The organism is Agrobacterium sp. LR_9 (assembly GCF_041954855.1).
GTDB classification, from domain to species: domain Bacteria; phylum Pseudomonadota; class Alphaproteobacteria; order Rhizobiales; family Rhizobiaceae; genus Agrobacterium; species Agrobacterium leguminum.
In genome coordinates, this window is sequence record NZ_JAVAYA010000003.1 from 200,248 (window position 1) to 219,517 (window position 19,270).

Consider the following 19,270-nt stretch of genomic DNA (forward strand, 5'->3'; position numbering starts at 1 on the left):
TCACGGGAGCCTGAGTTTAAAGGCGAACGAAGACCTGATCGTCTCAGTCGAAGGGGATCACCCGATCACCTGCCGACAGGGCCTTGCCATCGACGGAAACGGAGACTTCCGCTGTATCGGCCTTGCGGCTTACGACGATATCCCTGGCCTTGCCGTCGAGCGTGATCTTCACCGAGAAACCGCTCCAGTCCTCCGGCAGCGACGGCGAAATATGCAGCTTGCCGTCGGTGCGGGTGATGCCGAGAATACCCTCGACAGCGGCGCGATAGAGCCACCCGGCGGAACCCGTGTACCAGCTCCAGCCGCCACGGCCCGCATAAGCGCCTTCACCGTAGACATCCGCAGTCACCACATAGGGTTCGACCCGATAGGTTTCCGATGCTGCCGCATCGAGCGCGTGATTGACGGGGTTGAGCAGCTTGAAGCAGTTCCATGCTTCCTGCGCCCTACCCTGCTTCGCAAGGGCAAGAACCACCCAAGTCGCCGCATGGGTATATTGTCCGCCGTTTTCGCGCACACCCGGCGGATATCCCTTGATGTAACCCGGATCATGCGGCGCACGCGAGAAGGGCGGCGTGAACAGCCGGATAATGCCAGTCTGCTCATCGACCAGATGCTCCATGACGGCATCCATTGCCTGCCGCGACCGAGCCCCTTCGCCTTCGCCGGAGAGAACGCTCCAGCTCTGGCCGAGCGAATCGATCCGGCATTCCTCGCTTTCGGCGGAACCGAGCGGCGTGCCGTCATCGAAATAACCACGCCGGTAATAGCTGCCATCCCAACCCGCTGTTTCCAGCGCATTGCGCAGCTTTTCCCGGTGCGCCGCCCATTTGCCGACGCGGTCGGTATCGCCACGCTTTTCCGCAATCTCGATGAAATCGCGCAACGCTCCGGACAGGAACCAGCCGAGCCAGACGCTGGTGCCCTTGCCGCCCACGCCGACACGGTTCATGCCGTCGTTCCAGTCGCCGCCGAGGATCAGCGGCAGGCCATTTTCGCCGGTGCGATGAATGGCAAGATCGAGCGCCAGCGCCGCATGCTCGTAAAGCGTGGCGGATCTGTCGCTAGTTTCCGGCTGGAAGAAAGCGTCATGCTGGCCGGGCATCAATGCCGCCCCCTTCAGGAAGGGGATGCTTTCATCGAGGATGGCGGCATCACCCGTGGCCGAGACATATTGGTTGATCGCATAAGCGAGCCAGACCACATCGTCCGAAATGGTGGTACGAACACCGGCGCCCGTCAGCGGCAGCCACCAGTGCTGCACATCGCCTTCCGGGAACTGGCGGCCTGCCGCACGCAGGATCTGCTTGCGGGCGAGATCCGGCTGGTAGAGCAGGAAGGCCAGCGTATCCTGAAGCTGGTCGCGGAAGCCGAAAGCACCGCTCGACTGGTAGAAGGCAGTACGCGCCAGAATGCGGCATGCCAGCGCCTGATAGGGCAGCCAGTTGTTGACCATGTGGTTGAAGCCGGAATCGGGCGTGGAAACCTGCAACTGGCCGGTAAAGCCCGTCCAGAACGCCTTGCTCTCATCCAGCACCGTCTGGAAGTCCGCCTTACGAACATCCTTCACCAGCGCCTCGGCCTCTTCCGCATTGTCGGCATCGCCGAGAATGAAGGTCATGTGCCGTTCTTCGCCGGGCTTCAGGTGGATTTCCTGCATCAGCGCGGCACAGGGATCGCCGTCGACCTCGGTGCTGCCACTGAGTGCAGCCCCGGACACGATGCCCTGCGGCGCCTGCGCCGACCCGAAGCGGCCGATGAATTCCCGGCGACTGGTCGTGAAGCCGCTCGCTTCGCTGTCGAGCGTCAGGAAGGCCGTGCGGGCGCTATAGTCGATGCTGTAGGGGTTCGACGCGAAGATCGCATTGTTGCCGGCATCGTGCCTGCTCAGAATGAACGGCGCGGATTTCTGGCCGTTATTGCCGAGCACCCATTCCACATAGGCATAGACCTTCAGGCGGCGGCTTTTCGAACCCTTGTTGCGAACGATGACCTGCGAGAGTTTGACCGGCTTTTCCCGGTCCACGGTCTGCGTCAGCTCCACCTCCAGCGTATCGGCCACGCCCGTCAACACGGAGTAACCGAGACCGTGGCGGGTTTCGAACATGGCTTCGGGATCGCGCGACAGCGCGGCACAGGGCGTATAGAGCTTTCCTGTCTCCACATCGGCGACATAGAAGGCCTCACCCGGCCGGTTGATGACCGGATCGTTGCTCCAGGGTGTCAGCTGATAGTCGCGCGAATTGCGGCTCCAGCTGAAACCGGCGCCTTCGGCCGAAATATGGAAGCCGAAATTCTCGTTCGAGATGACGTTGATCCATGGATGCGGCGTGGACTGCCCGCCATTGAGGCGCACGACATATTCCTGACCGCTTCTGGCAAAACCGCCGAAACCGTTCCAGAAATCGAGGTCGCCCGCATCTTCCACCGGCTCCGCCACAGGGAAGACCGGAACAGGCAGACGGGCCTGTGCTGCGTCGCTCGTGCCGTCGGGGCCGCGATGGGCCGCAAACAGCGATACCGCACGGTTGATCTGGTCGACGATCTTGCCGTTGCGCACGTGGAGAACGACGCGGGAAGCGGCGAGAAGCGCGCTCCAGGTTTCTTCATCCATCAGGTCGCGGCGCACCGAGAAGACGTGCGGACGTCCGCCATCGGCGGGATTGATGCGGCGCTGCGCCTCGGAAATATGATCGAGTGCATGCTGCATGTCCTGCGCATAGGACGCAGCCCGTTCGTTGACGATGACGAGATCGAAGATCACACCGCGTGAACGCAGATATTCATGGGCGCTCAGCGCTTCACGGGCGATATCCATGTCCATATCGTCGTTGATGCGCAGGCTGAAGATCGGGAAATCGCCCGAAATCGCAAGCGGCCACAAAGCGCGCTGCGACGCGAGACCCGTTTTCAGCGTTTCCGAATCCGCACGCAGATGCATGTCCGGATAGGTCAGATAACGGCCGAGATGCTGGAAAGCGGCCGCCTGCTGTGAGGTCACACCCACATGGCGCATCTGTACCTGCGTGCGCGTCCAGGCGTGCACGAGTTCATGCGCGAAGGCGTCCGGATGACGGTAACGGTCGATTGCCTTGTCGACTTCCTCGCGGCTCGGCGCGGCAATCGTCCAGAAGATCACGCTCACCTTCTTGCCCGCCGGCACCCGCACGGTGCGGCGCAGCGACAGGATCGGATCAAGCGTGAAACCGTCGGTGCTGGAAAGGGTCGCGCCGGCATCGAAAGCCGCCGCTTCGCGCAGCGAGCGTCCGCGGCCGATGAACTTGGCGCGATCCGTCTCGAATTCCGTCGGGCGCGACGGGCCGGCATTGTCAGCGGCCAGATGCGCGATGACGGTGCCAGGCTCGTTCGGGCTGCGGCGGTTGCGCCAGGCGCGGATAACGTCACCACGGCGGCCGATCTCCGTCTGCACGAACATGCGCGAGAACAGCGGATGGGCATTGTCGTCATCATCCGACGCAATGACCGGCTCCAAATAGGAGGTCACTTCGATATAGCGATCCTCGGAACCGACATTGAGCAGGGTGACGCGGCGGCCTTCGGCATCGTGCTCGGTGGCGACGATGCATTCGACAACGCTTTGCAGATCGCCGGTGGTCTTGTGGAACTCGGCCTTGTCATCGGTGAAGATCGTCTTGGTCTTTTCACCTTCGATGACACGCGGCTCGGCCGTCGCACTCCACCATTGTCCATTGGTGGTGTCGCGCAGGAAGATGAAGGTGCCCCAGCGGTCGTCGGTCGGATCGGCCTTCCAGCGGGAAATGGCCTGCCCGTTCCACTTCGAATAACCGGCACCCGTGGAGGTGAGCATGGTTGAATAATGGCCGTTCGAGAGGAACACCACTTCGCGGTCGCGCGCGGCCGGGTCGGTGATGGAACGAACTTCCGCACGCAACAGATCCGCCTGTTCCTTGCCGGGGGTTTCCGGCTCGTATTTGGCGCTCATGACCGGCACTTCGCGCGGCGCCTTTTCCTGCAGCAGCAGTTCGGCCGCCTCGATAACCGGATCGGAGTGGAAGAGTTCGCGCAGCACGCCGTCAAAGGCGACGTTGGCGACGGCCGCAATCGACATGCCGTGGTGGTGTGCATAATAGTTGTAGACCACCGCGCAGACCTTGCCATCCGGCACACGTGTCGGCGTGAAATCCACCGCGTCATGGAAACCGTACTGGCCGAGAGCGCCAAGCTTGCGCAGCTTGTCGAGGTTCTCAAGCGCACCATCAGGATCATACTGGCTGGCGAGGATCGATGCATAAGGCGCGATCACCGCATTCTGGCCAAGGCCACGCTTGAGGCCAAGGGTCGGCACACCGAAGTTGGTGTACTGATAGTTCATGTTGTGATCGCGGGCGTTGAACGCCGCTTCGGAAATGCCCCATGGCGTGCCGAGACGACGGCCATGGTTCATCTGTTCCTTGACGATCAGATTATTGGTCTGGTTGAGGATGCCACCCTGACGCTCCTGCATGACAAGCGGCGGCATCAGATATTCGAACATCGAGCCAGACCAGGAGACCAGCGCGCCCTGCGCACCGATCGGCACGACCTGACGGCCGAGACGGTACCAGTGCTCGGTCGGCAGATCGCCCTTGGCGATGGCGAAGAGGCTGGTCAAGCGGCATTCGGAAGCCAGAAGGTCGTAGCAGGCCTCGTCCAGCTCCTTGCTTTCGACGCGGTAGCCAATCGACAGAAGACGGCGATCCTTGCGGTAAAGGAAGGTGAAGTCCATCGAGAAAGCAAGGTCACGGCTACGGTCGCGCAGCGATGCGAGACGCTGGCGCAGCGGCTCCATATTGGTGAGGTCGATGGCGCTGTCGGAAATATGCGCTTCGCAGCAATCGACGAGCAATTGCGCCCAGCGCGTCACTTCCGCGCTCTGCGCGGATTTCACCTCATGATCGACGTTGGTTGCGAGTTTCTGGATATCGCGCGCAAGAACCGCGAGATTGATGACGCGGATCGAGGCGAATTCATGCTCGCGCTTGACGGAGGCCAGAGCGTTCGAGAAACCGATGATGCGCTCCTCGAGGCGGCGATGCAGCGGGCGCAGGTTCTTGCGGTCGTCGGGCAGCGCCTTCAGCGTTTCGCGCAGAATGCCGGCAAGATCGCCGATACCGTCCAGATTACCCTGAAGATGCGCGGACGGCGCTTCTGCCCAATCACGGCAGGCAGACGAAACCGCAATAAGGTGACCGGCGAGGTTGCCGCTATCGACCGCCGAAACATAGCGCGGTCCAAGCGTCTGCAAGGTGTCGGTGTGATACCAGTTGTAGAGATGGCCACGATATTTTTCCATCTTCTCGACAGTCTGGATCGTGTTCTCGATCCGCTCCAGCGTATCGGCAAAGCTGATCCAGCCGAACTGACGCGCCGAGATGACGGAGAGCAGATAGACGCCGATATTGGTCGGCGATGTACGCGAAGCAACGATCGGTTCCGGCGTTTCCTGGAAGTTGTCCGGCGGCAGGTGGTTTTCCTGCGGCGTCACGAAAGCCTCGTAATAACGCCAGGTGCGGCGCGCGATCTTGCGCAACTCGAAGGAAACGTGCTCGGAAACGAACAGCCGGTCTTCGGTTTCAGCCGACTGGCTGACATACCAGGCAACGGCGGGGGACAGAACCCAGAGCAGCGTGAATGGAATGCCGATCAGGAAAGCGTTGTCGCCCGGCAGCGCCGCAAACAACAGGCCAAGCATCGCCACCACGGGCGCATGCCACATCTGGCGATAATAATCGACGATGCTGCCCTGCGCGCTGGACTGCATGCTGGCGGCCGTGCGCCATTCCAGCATCAGCTTGTGGCTGACCAGCAGGCGATAAAGCGAACGGACAATCGCGTCCGTCATCATGCAGGCGGCATCGGCAATGAAGACGATACGCAGTGCAACCTGCGCATTGGTGGCGCGGATTTCCGACCAGATGGTGTGGAAATGCGCCTGCGGCACAATGTCGGTGGAGCGCGGCACGAGGCCGGAAAGCAACGAAAGCGTTGGCGCGACGAACAGCGAGAAGATCAGCAGGATCTGCCAGATCAGCGCGCCGAGCGGGTCCATGAAATACCAGCCGAGGATAGAGGCGAAGAACCACGCGATCGGCGTCAGCGAACGACGCAGATTGTCGACCATCTTCCAGCGGCCAATGGCGGTAACGCCACGGGCACGGTCAAGGATGAAGGGAAGCAGCTGCCAGTCGCCACGGGCCCAGCGATGCTGGCGCGAGACTTCAACCTCGTAGCGGGTCGGGAAATCCTCGACCAGCTCCACATCGGTCACCAGCGCGCAGCGCGCGAAGGAGCCTTCGAGCAGATCGTGACTGAGGATGGAGTTTTCCTCGATGCGGCCCTTCAGCGCCGCCTCGAAGGCATCCACATCGTAAAGACCCTTGCCGGTAAAGGTACCTTCGGAGGTCAGGTCCTGATAAACGTCGGAAACGGTAAAGACGTAAGGATCGATACCGCGGTTGATCGAGAAGACGCGCTGGAAGACGGAAGCGTCCTTGCCGGTCGTCAGTGAGGGCGTTACGCGCGGCTGCAGCAGGCCGTAGCCTTCGACAACCCGTCCGGATACCGGATCGATCACCGGGCGATTGATCGGGTGGTGCATCTTGCCGACGAGCTTGGTCACCGCATCGCGCATCAGGCGCGTATCGGCATCCAGTGTCATGACGTATTTCACGCCCTCCGGCACGACGTTCGCGCCGCCGAGGAAAGTGGTATCCTTGTCGCCGCGCAGCAGCATGTTCAGTTCATGCAGCTTGCCGCGCTTGCGCTCCCAGCCCATCCAGCAGCCTTCGGCCGGATTGTAGAGGCGGCGGCGGTGCAGCAGGTAAAAGCGCGTCTTGCCATCAAAGGCATAACGGCTGTTCAGCGCCGCAAGCTCGCGCTTGGCATAATCGAGAATCTCGAGGTCATCGTCGGACTGCTCGTATTGCGCGTCGCGCCAGTCGCTCACCAGCGAGAAGTAGATCTCGCCATGCGGATTGGCGAGATAATGCACTTCGATATTGCGCATCATCTCGTCGACACTGTCGCGGCTGGTCAGCATGCAGGGCACGGCGACCAATGTACGGGCATCCTGCGGGATGCCGTTCTTGAACTCGTATCCGACCAGCCGGAACGGTTTCACGAAGAAGGTGACGAGTGTGTTGAAAAGGCCGGTCGCGCCTTCGGATGCCGGCAATGCGAACATCAGCAGGAAGGCGGTCACGACATACCAGGGCATGCCGGCCTGCGCCAGGAACCAGCCGACAGCGAGCATGGCGAGCGCGGTGATCAGCAGCACCGGCGCGGCGATTGCCAGCCAGTTGAACTTGCGCATCGAGCGCACGATACGCTGCGACACCAGCGGCCGGTAACCCAAAGCCTTTTCAAGCTCAAAGCGACGCTGGCCGACAAGCACGGAGCCGACATTGACGCGATGGGTTTCATCCGCCCCGGCCGGCGTCTCCGAACGCGCCATTTCAACGGCGGCGCGTGCAACCTCGACTTCGGTCTTGGGAGAACGGCGCGCCAGAAGTTCGATCGTATTGCGATAGGTGTTGCGCGAACCGAAATCGAGAACCTCGTAGTCGGTCTCTTCGCGCAGAACCTTGTCGATATGGCTGACTTCCTCGAACCACACCGACCATTCGGTATCGTCGATTTCGCGCAGGCTCTTGACGATATTGCCCATCGTCACATTGCCGGATGCCAGGCGGTTATGTTCCGACATCATGACGTTTTCAGCGTCGGTGCCGGCAGCGTGAAGACGCTCTTCAAGCCACGCAACCGCCAAACCGGAGGTCTGTGAGCCATTGCGGAGACGATAAAGGAACTGCGTCGCGAAAGTCGGATCGTCAACCAGCGAATCGACCTGCTTGAGAAGCGCGGCCGACGCCTCGGCATCGTTCAGACGGATGATTTCATCAACGACCTCATTCGCCTTCTGGCGCATGCGGCGCGAACGCTCCACACGAATGGAGATGCGGCGGAGATTTTCGATGAGGACGAAACGGATGATCGACGGCAAAGCCCACAATTCGCCGATCTGCAGCGTCTTCGAGGTCTGGTAGCCATCCACCAGCGCCGTCATGTTTTCGCGCGAAACCGTGCTGTGGGTATGGGCGACATAAAGCCAGCCGAGCGCCATGACCCGCGGGATCGTCACGCCGCCTACCGTCATCGTCGGTAGCTGGCGGTAGAACTTGCGCGGAAAATCCCGGCGGACTTCCTGGATCGCCTCTTCGATGACGTAGTGATTGTCGAGCAGCCATTCCGCCGCCGGCGTTATCGTCGCGCCATTTTCCGCATCGACGGCCGTGGTACGATAGACCCTGAGGATTTCCTTCTCGTTCTCGCGATGACGCTCGAAGAAATCGAACTCCATGAAGCCGGGAAGACTGTCGGCGCCATCGCGCGAAAGCGCGGCGCCCGCATCATGCAGTTCCTCCACCGTCATATAGGACGCGCGGATCGAATCGTTGTGATCGATCTGCTTCGTCTCGGAATCACGGGCGGCGGCGGTCGGGGTAATATGAAATGACATCGGGCTCGTATTCTGAACTTTATGGAAACTTGTTCGACTTGACCGGCATTTCGTCCGTGGCGGGAACACACACGAAAATCGGGCCACGCTATATTTATGACTTATCCTGAACCTTCGGTGAACCGGACCGGACGCTGTGCGGAACGGATCGTCAAGTGCGGAACATCAGCAGGCGCGTCATGCTGCAGCGTCATTATTCCGGAATATCTGCGAAGCTGGAGATCGGCGCGGACAGGGCTTTTTCGATGAGGGGAAGAAAATGGTATCGTTCGGCCCGGCAATGCCGTTCCGACCGGATTTCGCACCCTCCCCGATGGCGAAAACTGTTCGCGCAACGTCCGATAATCCCCCGTTGACAACCTGAAGGGCAACACGAACCGAAAGGCCCGCGCTACATCCGAAAGAAGCTAATGCCCCAGGACGTCAATAGTTCCATGCCACCTGTCGCGGCACGATGCAAGCGCTGAATTTCGGGGCATTTCCGGGCAGGCTACGCCCCTTACGCATGGCTGCATATGCTGCTATGTCATTTGCAAAAGACGCCGGAAAAAACGGCCGAATCCGGGACTCTAAAAATGACCAGACAGACCGCAAATCTCGCATCCTTTGCCAACCATATGCCGGATGTGGTGGCCATTCGCCGCCACCTCCACCGAAACCCCGAAATCGGCCTTTCGGAGTTCAAGACGTCGGATTTTATTGCCGAACAGTTGGCGGCAATGGGTTATGAGGTGACCCGGGGACTGGCCGGAACCGGTGTCGTCGCCACACTCCGCAATGGCGACAGCACCCGCACGCTCGGCATCCGCGCCGATATCGACGCCCTGCCGATCCATGAAGAAACCGGTGCGGATTATGCGAGCGCCAATCAGGGCGTGATGCATGCCTGCGGACATGACGGCCACACCGCCATGCTGCTCGGCGCGGCGAAGATCATTGCGGAGCGCAAAAATTTCGACGGAACCATGCATCTGATCTTCCAGCCGGCGGAAGAGAATTTCGGCGGCGCCCGCATCATGATCGAGGACGGGCTGTTCGAACGTTTTCCCTGCGATGCGGTTTTTGCCCTTCACAACGATCCCGGCGTGCCCTTCGGGCAATTCGTGCTGCGCGACGGACCTATCCTCGCCGCCGTCGACGAGTGCAAGATTACCGTCAACGGTTACGGCGGCCACGGCGCCGAACCGCAGGATGCGGCCGATCCCATCGTTGCCGGCGCAAGCATCATAATGGCGCTGCAGACGGTGGTGTCCCGCAACATCCATCCGCAACTATCGGCGGTCGTCACCGTTGGCGCGTTCCATGCCGGTGGTGCCAGCAATGTCATTCCCGAAACGGCGGAAATGCTGCTGACCATCCGCTCCTTCGATCCGGGCGTGCGCGACGAGCTGGAAAAGCGCATCCGGGCGATAGCCGAAGGCCAGGCGGCCAGCTATGGCATGAGCGTCACCATCGATTACGAGCGCGGTTACAATGCAACCGTCAACCACAAGGCGGAAACGGACTATGTCGCCGATCTCGCCCGGCGTTTTGCCGGACCTGAAAAGGTGGCCGAGATGCAGCGCCCATCGATGGGTGCGGAAGACTTCGCCTATATGCTGGAGAAACGACCCGGCTGTTATTTCTTCCTCGGCACCGCGCGCACGGATAACGATCCGCCGCTGCACCATCCGAAATTCGATTTCAACGACGATATCCTGCCGATCGGAACCGCTTTCTGGGTCGACCTGGCGGAAGATTACCTGAAGGCGTGAGCGGTCATGAAAAAGGCCGGTCGGAGGAGCGACCGGCCTTTCATTCTCAAATTACCTGATGAGAAAATCGGGAGGATCAGGGAACGAGACCGAAGATGACGGCGGCGACAAAAGCCACGCAGACGCCGACAAGAGCCGCATGAACCGAATCTTTCCAGTTTCGCGGCGACTGGGGCTGCGAGACAAAGTCTTTTACTTTTCCTGCCTTGGAATAAGACATTGTACACTCCCTTCCTGCTCGGCCCTTCAAAGCGGGCATTGCTTATTTCACTCATAGAATAGCTTTATTCCCCACTGTTTCAGTAGAGATAAAATTCCATAAGATTGGCGCATCGGGAAAAATACCGATTGCGACTTGCCCACCGGCAAGCATCAATCTACCCATTGCGCAGGATCAACGCGGTGGAGGGCATTTCCGTTCAAAACCGGTGGCGGGCACGGAAAAGACCATGACGGATATCGACGCCATCATCATCGGAGCCGGGGTGATAGGGCTCGCGACAGCGCGTGAACTGGCGATGCGCGGCCTCACCGTCATCATCCTCGAAAGCGGGAAGGAATTCGGCTCTGCCACCTCCTCCCGCAACAGCGAAGTCATCCACGCCGGGCTCTATTATCCGGCCGGAAGCCTCAAGGCCCGACTTTGCGTGGAGGGCAAGGAGCGGCTCTATGCCTTCTGTCAAAGCCACGGCGTTTCACATCGTCGTTGCGGCAAGCTCATCGTCGCTACGAGCGATGAAGAGACGGCCATGCTCACCACCCTGCGCGAAAAAGGCAAAGCTAACGGCTGCAACGACCTTGAGCTGATCGATGCGCAACAGGCGCTATTGCTCGAACCCGCGCTCGCCTGCGTCGCAGCCCTGATATCGCCCTCGACCGGTATCATCGACAGCCACGGCTATATGCTGGCGCTGCTTGGAGACGCGCAGGATCATGGCGCTGCCCTTGCCCTGAACGCACCCTTCGAAAAGGCAGAGGCGATGGGCAATGGTTTCCGAGTTCATGTCGGCGGAACGGAACCCACCAGCCTGACATGCCGGCTGCTCGTCAATTCCGCCGGGCTTGTTGCACCCATGGTGGCAAGAAAGATCGAAGGATTGCCGGAGGACGGAATCCCGCAGGCGCGTTTCGCCAAGGGCAGCTATTTTTCGCTGGCCGGCAAGTCCCCGTTTTCACGGCTGATCTACCCCGCACCGCACACTCATGGCCTCGGCGTGCATCTCACGCTCGATCTCGCCGGCCAGGCACGTTTCGGGCCGGATGTGGAGTGGGTGGATACCATCGACTATGCGGTCGATCCCCGCCGTATGGAGGGTTTTGGCGATGCGATACGGCGCTATTGGCCGGGCCTTCCCGATGACGCGCTGATCCCGGCCTATTCCGGTATCCGGCCGAAGATTTCCGGCCCGGACGCACCGGCCATGGACTTCCGCATCGACGGACCGGAAACCCACGGCCTTGCCGGCCTCGTCAACCTTTTCGGCATAGAAAGCCCCGGCCTCACCGCCTCGCTGGCGATTGCCGGCGAGGTCGCGGCACGGCTCGAGGCCTGACCTCAACCGAAACGAGACAGCGCGCCGGCCATGATCTCCGGATCGACATTGCCGCCGGAAGCGACCGCGATCACCGTTTCGCTTTCCAGTTCATCGCCGTGGAAGAGGGCCGCCGCCAGCGCCACCGCGCCACCGGGTTCGACAACGATCTTCAGCCGGTTAAACGCGAGAACCATAGCACGCAGCGCTTCCTCCTCGGTCACGGCAATGCCTTTTCCGCAGAGCCCGGCCATGATGGGGAAAGTAATGTTGCCGGGCTGCGGCGTGACGATCGCGTCGCAAATCGAGCCCGAGGTCGTGGCGTTACGCTCGATCTTACCCGCAGCGAGGGAGCGCGCCACATCGTCGAACCGCTCCGGTTCCGACGTCCTGACCTTGTAGTTCGGCGCTTTTGCTGCGAGTGCCAGGGAGATGCCGGAGGTGAGGCCGCCGCCACCGCAGGGCACCAGAACCTCGGCCGCACCGATGCCCAACTCCGCGCCCTGTTCGGCAATCTCCAGCCCCACTGTCCCCTGCCCGGCAATGACCAGCGGTTCGTCATAGGGCCTGATCAGCGTCAGCCCACGCTCACGCGAAATGCGATCACCGATGGCGTCGCGATCTTCGTTCGCACGGTCATAGAGCACTACCTCCGCGCCATAGGCCCGGGTATTGTCGATTTTGATCTTCGGCGCATCCGACGGCATGATGATGACGGCAGGCACATTGTGCAGCCGGGCGGCAAGCGCCACGCCCTGCGCATGGTTGCCGGAGGAAAAGGCGATCACGCCCTTGGCGCGCACTTCCGCCGGAAGGCCGGAGACGGCCGACCATCCGCCGCGAAACTTGAAGGAACCCGTTCTTTGCAGGCATTCAGCCTTGACGAACAGCTTTCGCCCGGCAATTTCGTCCAGAAAAGGCGATGAAAGAAGCGGTGTGCGAACCGCATGGTTGCCGATGCGCCCACGCGCGGCTTCTATCATCGAAATATCTGTCATGTCCTGCCCCTGTGATGCGGATTTGCAGGTACATTAAGAGGTCGCAATCAATTGCGAAACCGCCCGGAAAAGAAAAATCCCCGGACGTGGCCGGGGATTTTGTCCTACGTGATCAATGATTGTGCCGGGGCATCTTCTCGGCAATCCGGCGGAAATCCGCAGCCCCTTCCAGAACCGCGCCATCCGAAAGCTGGGTCACCGACTGGCGGTAGATTCGCTGCCAGGGCGTCGCATCCGCAGGAACAGCAGGAATGCCGTCAGCCTTGCGCGCTTCCAGCTCCTCCTCCGGTACCAGCGCATTGCACTCGCCCTTATTGAAATCGATGCGGATCACATCGCTCGTGCGAAGCCATGCCAGCCCGCCACCGGCAGCACTTTCCGGTGAGGCGTTGAGAATGGACGGGCTGTCGGCCGTTCCGGACTGCCGGCCGTCGCCGATCGTCGGGAGGCTGGTGATACCCTTTTTCAACAGCACATCCGGCGGCTGCATGTTGACGACCTCTGCCGAACCCGGCCAGCCGAGTGGCCCCGCACCGCGAATGACGAGAATGGTGCGCTCATCGATATCGAGAGACGGATCGTTGATGCGGGCGTGATAGTCTTCCGAACCATCGAACACCACACATTTGCCCTCGAAAATGCCCTCGCGGCCCGGCTCACTCAGATAGCGCTGGCGGAATTCCGCCGAGATCACGCTCGTCTTCATGATGGCGAAATCGAACAGGTTGCCCTTGAGGACGAGGAAACCGGCCCGCTCCTTCAGCGGCTTGTCATAAGGCAGGATCACATCGCGGTCGGTGGATTCCCGGCCTTCCAGATTTTCCGCCATGGTCTTGCCTGTGACGGTCGGACAGCTGCCGTCGAGCTTGCCGGCCTTCAGAAGCTCCCACATGATGGCGGGCGTGCCGCCGGCGCGGTGATATTTCTCACCCAGCCATTTGCCGGCCGGCTGGACATTGGCGATGAGCGGAATGTCGTAACCGTGGACCTGCCAGTCCTCCTCGCGAAGCTCCACACCCGCATGTTTTGCCATGGCCGCCAGATGCGGTTGGGCGTTGGTGGAACCGCCGATTGCCGAGTTGACGCGGATCGCGTTCAAAAATGCCTCTCGGGTCATGATGTCGGAGGGCTTGATGTTCTCGACAACCAGCTCGACGGCACGGCGGCCGGTGCGATAGGCCATCTGGCCGCGTTCACGGTAAGCGGCGGGAATGGCACCGCAGCCGGTGAGCGACATGCCGAGCGCCTCCGCCATGGCATTCATGGTCGACGCCGTACCCATGGTGTTGCAATGGCCGACCGAAGGAGCGGATTCGAGCGCTGCCTGCAAGAATTCCTCGCGGGTGATTTCGCCAGCGCCATATTTGCGGCGCATGCGCCAGATGACAGTACCGGAACCGACCAGATCCCCATCATGGTAGCCGTCGAGCATCGGCCCGCCGGAAAGCACGATGGCCGGAATATCGACCGTGCTTGCCGCCATCAGCGCTGAAGGCGTGGTCTTGTCGCAGCCCGTGGTCAAAACGACGCCGTCGAGCGGATAACCGTAAAGCACTTCCACAAGGCTGAGATAAGCTAGATTGCGGTCAAGCGCCGCCGTCGGGCGCTTGCAGTTTTCGAACATCGGATGGGTCGGAAACTCGATGGGAATGCCGCCCGCATCGCGGATACCGTCCCGCACCCGCTTGACGAGTTCCACATGGACACGGTTACAGGGCGTCAGGTCGCTGCCGCTCTGGGCGATGCCGATGACCGGCTTGCCGGAACGCAGTTCTTCCGGCGTCACGCCGTAATTCATGAAGCGCTCCAGATAGAGCGCCGTCATGTCGAGATGGTCGGGATTGTCGAACCAGTCCTGCGACCGCAGGCGGCGCATCGGTGTCTTCTCGTCACTCATGAACCTGCCTCAGCCCTGTTCCCGGTTATTCAGTTTTTCGAGGTAAAGCAGGATGCCGCTATGGTCGATATCGGCACCACCGTCACCGACGAAGTCGTCAAATTCCCGCGTCACCTGCTGCGTAAGCGGCAGATTGAGAGACAGATCCTTCGCCGTCGCCAGCACGCCGTTCAGATCCTTGAGCTGGAACTTGGAGGGACCGCCAGGTACGAAATTGCGCTTCACCATGCGGTCGCCATGCAGTTCCAGGATCCGGCTTTCGGCAAAACCGCCGCGTATGGCGTTGCGGAACCCTTCACGCGATGCACCACCCGCCTCCACCAGCATCATCGCCTCGGCAACCGCGCCGATGGTGATGGCAACGATCTGCTGGTTGGCGAGCTTGCAGAGCTGGCCAGCACCCGAGGGACCGACATAGGTGAGCCGGCCCATCGGTGCGAAAACATCGGCAAGACCCGCGATCAGCGCCTCATCGCCACCCGCCATGATCGCAAGCGTACCGGCCGTCGCGCCCGGCACACCGCCGGAAACCGGCGCGTCGACATGATGAATGCCGAGCGCTTGAAGCCGGGAGGAATGTTCCCGCGCAATCGGCGGGGCAATCGAGCTGCTATCGATCACGACCGCACCCTTTTTCAGTGCTTCGGCCACTCCGGCCGCAAACAGCACCTCGCCCACAGCCTTGCCGTCGCTCAGCATGGTGATGACGATATCGGCGCCTTTGGCGGCCTCCGCCGGCGATGCCGCGACGACCGCGCCATCGGTCACAAGAGCCTCGGCCTTATCGACGCTGCGGTTCCAGACGGTCACCGAAAAGCCAGCCCCCAGCAGACGCCGGGCCATCGGCCCGCCCATCAGGCCCGTGCCGATAAAGGCGACAGACCGCTTCTCCTCCTCCCCGCCAACACTCATTTCAGTGAACCTCCCAGTTCGTCCTCGATATGAACCTGAATGATCTCTTCGAAGGAGCTTTCAGCCGTAAAGCCCAGTTCGCGGGCGCGCTTGGCTTCGAAACCGGGGGCCCAGCCTTCGCACATGCGCATGATCATCTCGTTCGGCTCGCGGCGGATAAGGGCAACGGCCTTTTCACCAGCGACCTTGCGCAGCGCTTCGATCTGCTCGCCGACGGTGGCGCTGAGGCCGGGCATCGACAGATTGCGGCGCGGGCCGACCTTTTCAACGTCGATCGTTGCCCCATGGATCAGGAAACCGACGGCGGAACGCGGCGAAGCGTGCCAGTGGCGAATGCTTTCCGGCACCGGCAGAACCGCTTCCTGGCCGACCAGCGGCTCGCGCAGGATATTGGAGAAGAAGCCGGAAGCGGCCGCATTCGGCTTGCCGGGACGAATGCAAATGGTCGGCAGGCGAATACCGATACCGTCGAAGAAACCGCGGCGGCTGTAATCGGACAGCAGCAATTCGCAGATCGCCTTCTGCGTACCATAGCTGGTCAGCGGCGTGGTGTGGAATTCATCCGGGATCGGATAGGGAAGCGGCGCACCGAAAACGGCGATGGACGAGGTGAAGACCACGCGCGGCTTGTAACCATCCTTGCCATTGGCGATGCGGATGGCATCGAAGAGATAACGTGTGCCGTCGAGATTGATGCGGTAGCCCTTGTCAAAATCGAGCTCGGCTTCACCGGAGACGATGGCGGCGAGGTGAAAAATGGCATCTGGGCGGGCTTCGACCAGCTTTTCGGCCTCACCCGGCGCGGAGAGATCGGCGGCACGCGCATCGACCGCACCGGAAAAACCGGCAGGCGCTTCGGGCTGGAACACGTCGATAAGCGTGAACTTTTCGATTGGCTTGCCGCCAAGCGATCCGTCCTTGACGAGACGCTGAGTCAGCTTGCGGCCCACCATGCCTGCGGCGCCGATGATTGCGATATGCATGTTTTCCTCCTCTTTGTCCCGGCCATTCTCCCGGGACCGAAAAAACATCATCGGCCAGTCGACCGATAAATTAGCTTGTAAGGTTGTCTGATAACCTTATATGATCGGATTGAAAATAGTATTTTTTCACAAACCGGCAAAAGCAAGGGCGAGAGAGCCCTGTCCGGAAATTTAGGGCGGATTGGACGGAGAGGGTGGAATGACGATCGTGAGCGAAACCGATATCGAGGAATTGCGGTTCTCGTTGAAGAACAGGCTCGGCGAGGCTTTGCTGCTGACATCGCAGGAAGACATGGTGCGCTATTGCCGCGACTGGCATGGCGATGTCACCAGTTCGGCCGTGGCCGTTATCCGCCCCCGCTCGACCAAGGAAGTCTCCGACACTGTCCGCGCCTGCGCGGAACTGGGCCTTGCCATCATCCCCCAGGGCGGTAATACCGGACTGGTGCTCGGCGGCATTCCAGATGCCCCCAAGCATCAGGTCGTATTGAGCCTCGAGCGCATGAACGCCATCCGCACCATCGATAGCGACGATTTTTCCGCCGTCGTGGAAGCCGGTTGCATTCTCTCGGAATTCAAGGATGCGGTTCAGGACAAGGGCATGTTTTTCCCGCTGTCGCTCGGCGCACAGGGCAGCTGCCGCATCGGCGGCAACGTCTCGACCAATGCCGGCGGCATCAATGTCCTGCGCTACGGCATGACCCGCGAACTGGTGCTGGGTCTCGAAGTTGTATTGCCTGACGGCACCATCTGGAACGGGCTGTCGACGCTGCGCAAGGACAATCGCGGCATCGATCTGAAGCAGCTCTTCATCGGCGCGGAAGGAACGCTCGGCATCATCACGGCCGTTGCCGTCAAGCTTTATCCCAATCCGGAACATGTAGAGACGGCGCTGCTCGGCCTCAATTCGCTTGACGATGCCATCAAGCTTTACCGACGCGCCCGCCGCGAATGCTGCGACCTGATGTCCGCCTTCGAATTCATGCCGCCTGTCGCCTTCACACTCGCAATTGAAGCAATTCCCGATCTCAAGATGCCCATCGCCGGCGATTATCCTGCCTATGTGCTGATGGAAATTTCCGGCTCGGGGTTGGTCGATACCGCTGACCTGATGGGACGCTTCCTTGAGGGCGTGATGGAAGACGGGCTGGTGCTGGACGGCGTGATCGCTTCTTCACGGGCACAGGCCCAATCGCTCTGGCTGTTCCGCGAAGGCATGAACGAGGGCCAGGCGCTGCGCGGCGCGCATATGCGCACCGACATTTCCGTACCTTTGTCGAAACTCGCAGCCTTCGTGGCTGAAGCCGAGGCGGAACTTGCGGAAAAACTGCCGGAATGCCTGGCGGTTTCCTATGGCCATGTCGGAGACGGCAACGTCCACCTCAACGTGCTGCCGCCGAACGGTTCGACGCCACAAGAGCGCGACGCCTTCATCTACAAGTCCAAGACACTCGTTAACGAGGTTCTCGACCGTTACGTCGGCAGCATCAGCGCCGAGCACGGCATCGGTCGCCTGAAACGCTCCGATTTCGAAAGCCGGCTATCCGACGTGCAGCGCCGGATGATCACCGGCCTGAAAAATACCTTCGACCCTGATTTGCGGATGAATCCTGGTTGCCAGATAACCCTGCAACCGGATAGCTAATCGAGGAATGGCAAAGGCGGCTGAAAACGCCGCCTTTGAAAACCCCGCTGACGGCGAAGGAGGAAGTCGCCTGCCGCGGGAAAACGAACCAATCGTTTCTGTGGAACGGGAGCAACCATGACGCTGGAGTTCAATCAGATACATCGCAACGATCATCTGCCCGGCCGTATCGCCGCGGAGATTGCGCGCGAAATCAATGATTCGAAGCTCGGACCGGGTGACAGGCTGCCGACCGAACATGTTCTGGCAAAAACCTTCGGGGTCAGCCGTTCGGTCATCCGCGAAGCGATTGCACAATTGCGCAACGAAGGCTTTGTCGAAACTCGGCAGGGCGTGGGCGCATTCGTCACCGATCCCCGGCAAAGACTGTCCATCCGCATCGAGCGGTCGCGGCTAAACGACCCGGAAAATTTCCGCGATCTTTTCCAGCTCCGCATGCCGCTGGAAATAGAGGCGGCGGGGCTTGCCGCATTGCACCGCAGCCCGCAGCAGCTGACGCGGCTGGCGGCAGCCTTGGAAAAGATGAAAACCGCCGATGATTGGTCGACGGAAGGCGTTGCCGCCGATCTCGACTTCCACCGCATTCTGGCGGAAGCGACTGAGAACGAATATTTCCTGATGTTCCTCGGCTTCATCGCGGAACGCATCAGCTCCGCCATCAACATCGCTTTCTCCCGCGCGGTTTTTGGTGAAATTCTCGAGGTGACGATTGCCGAACATGTGGCAATCTACGAAGCCGTCGAGAAGGCCGACGCCACTGCCGCCAAGAACGCCATGCGCAAGCACCTGATCGGCGCAGCCAGCCGGGTCAATCTCGAACTAGATATCTTCTGAGCAGCAATGTGGATGCCGGCAAAGCTATAGGACAGGTTTACGGCTTTGCGGGAATTGAGACGCGAAACACGATAATTTTGTCGGCAAGGCCGCTAGACTCGTAGCAAAAGTCATACTAAGAAGAATGGGATTAAGTTGTCAGACATCCAGACAATAAGACCGCAGGAGGCGGCCTG

General features: G+C 60.7%; 10 protein-coding genes. 4 read left to right on the forward strand and 6 right to left on the reverse strand.

Features of this window, described 5'->3' with window-relative positions:
- Nucleotides 1-43: 43 nt before the first annotated feature.
- A complete protein-coding gene (locus tag RAC79_RS05530; protein WP_174039738.1) occupies nt 44-8,539 on the reverse strand; it encodes a GH36-type glycosyl hydrolase domain-containing protein in 8,496 nt (2,831 codons plus the stop codon).
- A gap of 575 nt (nt 8,540-9,114) precedes the next feature.
- On the opposite strand from RAC79_RS05530, the gene RAC79_RS05535 reads away from it, so the two are divergent.
- Nucleotides 9,115-10,293 (forward strand): M20 aminoacylase family protein, encoded by a 1,179-nt coding sequence (locus tag RAC79_RS05535; RefSeq protein WP_161987769.1) that lies wholly within the window; start codon nt 9,115-9,117, stop codon nt 10,291-10,293.
- Nucleotides 10,294-10,369: 76 nt separating this feature from the next.
- Here the strand turns inward: RAC79_RS05535 and RAC79_RS05540 are convergent, their stop codons facing one another.
- Nucleotides 10,370-10,513 (reverse strand): hypothetical protein, encoded by a 144-nt coding sequence (locus RAC79_RS05540; protein WP_003505150.1) that lies wholly within the window; start codon nt 10,511-10,513, stop codon nt 10,370-10,372.
- A gap of 229 nt (nt 10,514-10,742) precedes the next feature.
- Between RAC79_RS05540 and RAC79_RS05545 the strand changes: the two genes are divergently transcribed.
- Nucleotides 10,743-11,846 carry an NAD(P)/FAD-dependent oxidoreductase gene (locus RAC79_RS05545; protein WP_142844412.1) on the forward strand — a complete coding sequence of 368 codons (1,104 nt, stop codon included), beginning with the start codon at nt 10,743-10,745 and terminating at the stop codon, nt 11,844-11,846.
- A gap of 2 nt (nt 11,847-11,848) precedes the next feature.
- Here RAC79_RS05545 and RAC79_RS05550 read toward each other — a convergent pair whose 3' ends face one another.
- From RAC79_RS05550 to denD, 4 genes are all read right to left on the reverse strand, one after another.
- Nucleotides 11,849-12,823, reverse strand: a complete 975-nt coding sequence (locus tag RAC79_RS05550; RefSeq protein WP_174039739.1) for a threonine/serine dehydratase — start codon at nt 12,821-12,823, stop codon at nt 11,849-11,851.
- Between the two features lie 112 nt (nt 12,824-12,935).
- A complete protein-coding gene (locus tag RAC79_RS05555) occupies nt 12,936-14,720 on the reverse strand; it encodes an IlvD/Edd family dehydratase (protein ID WP_078052322.1) in 1,785 nt (594 codons plus the stop codon).
- 9 nt (nt 14,721-14,729) lie between these two features.
- On the reverse strand, nt 14,730-15,632 hold the full coding sequence (locus RAC79_RS05560) for an NAD(P)-dependent oxidoreductase (RefSeq protein WP_174039740.1): 903 nt from the start codon (nt 15,630-15,632) through the stop codon (nt 14,730-14,732).
- Nucleotides 15,629-16,615: a D-erythronate dehydrogenase gene (denD, locus tag RAC79_RS05565; protein ID WP_080857107.1), complete on the reverse strand. Its 987-nt coding sequence runs from the start codon at nt 16,613-16,615 to the stop codon at nt 15,629-15,631. Before denD ends, RAC79_RS05560 begins: the two co-directional genes overlap by 4 nt.
- Before the next feature lie 199 nt (nt 16,616-16,814).
- Between denD and RAC79_RS05570 the strand changes: the two genes are divergently transcribed.
- Nucleotides 16,815-18,260 carry an FAD-binding oxidoreductase gene (locus tag RAC79_RS05570; protein ID WP_174039741.1) on the forward strand — a complete coding sequence of 482 codons (1,446 nt, stop codon included), beginning with the start codon at nt 16,815-16,817 and terminating at the stop codon, nt 18,258-18,260.
- 117 nt (nt 18,261-18,377) lie between these two features.
- The gene (locus RAC79_RS05575; protein ID WP_003520305.1) at nt 18,378-19,094 is read left to right on the forward strand and encodes a FadR/GntR family transcriptional regulator; all 717 of its coding nucleotides are present in this window, start codon (nt 18,378-18,380) and stop codon (nt 19,092-19,094) included.
- Nucleotides 19,095-19,270: the final 176 nt, after the last annotated feature.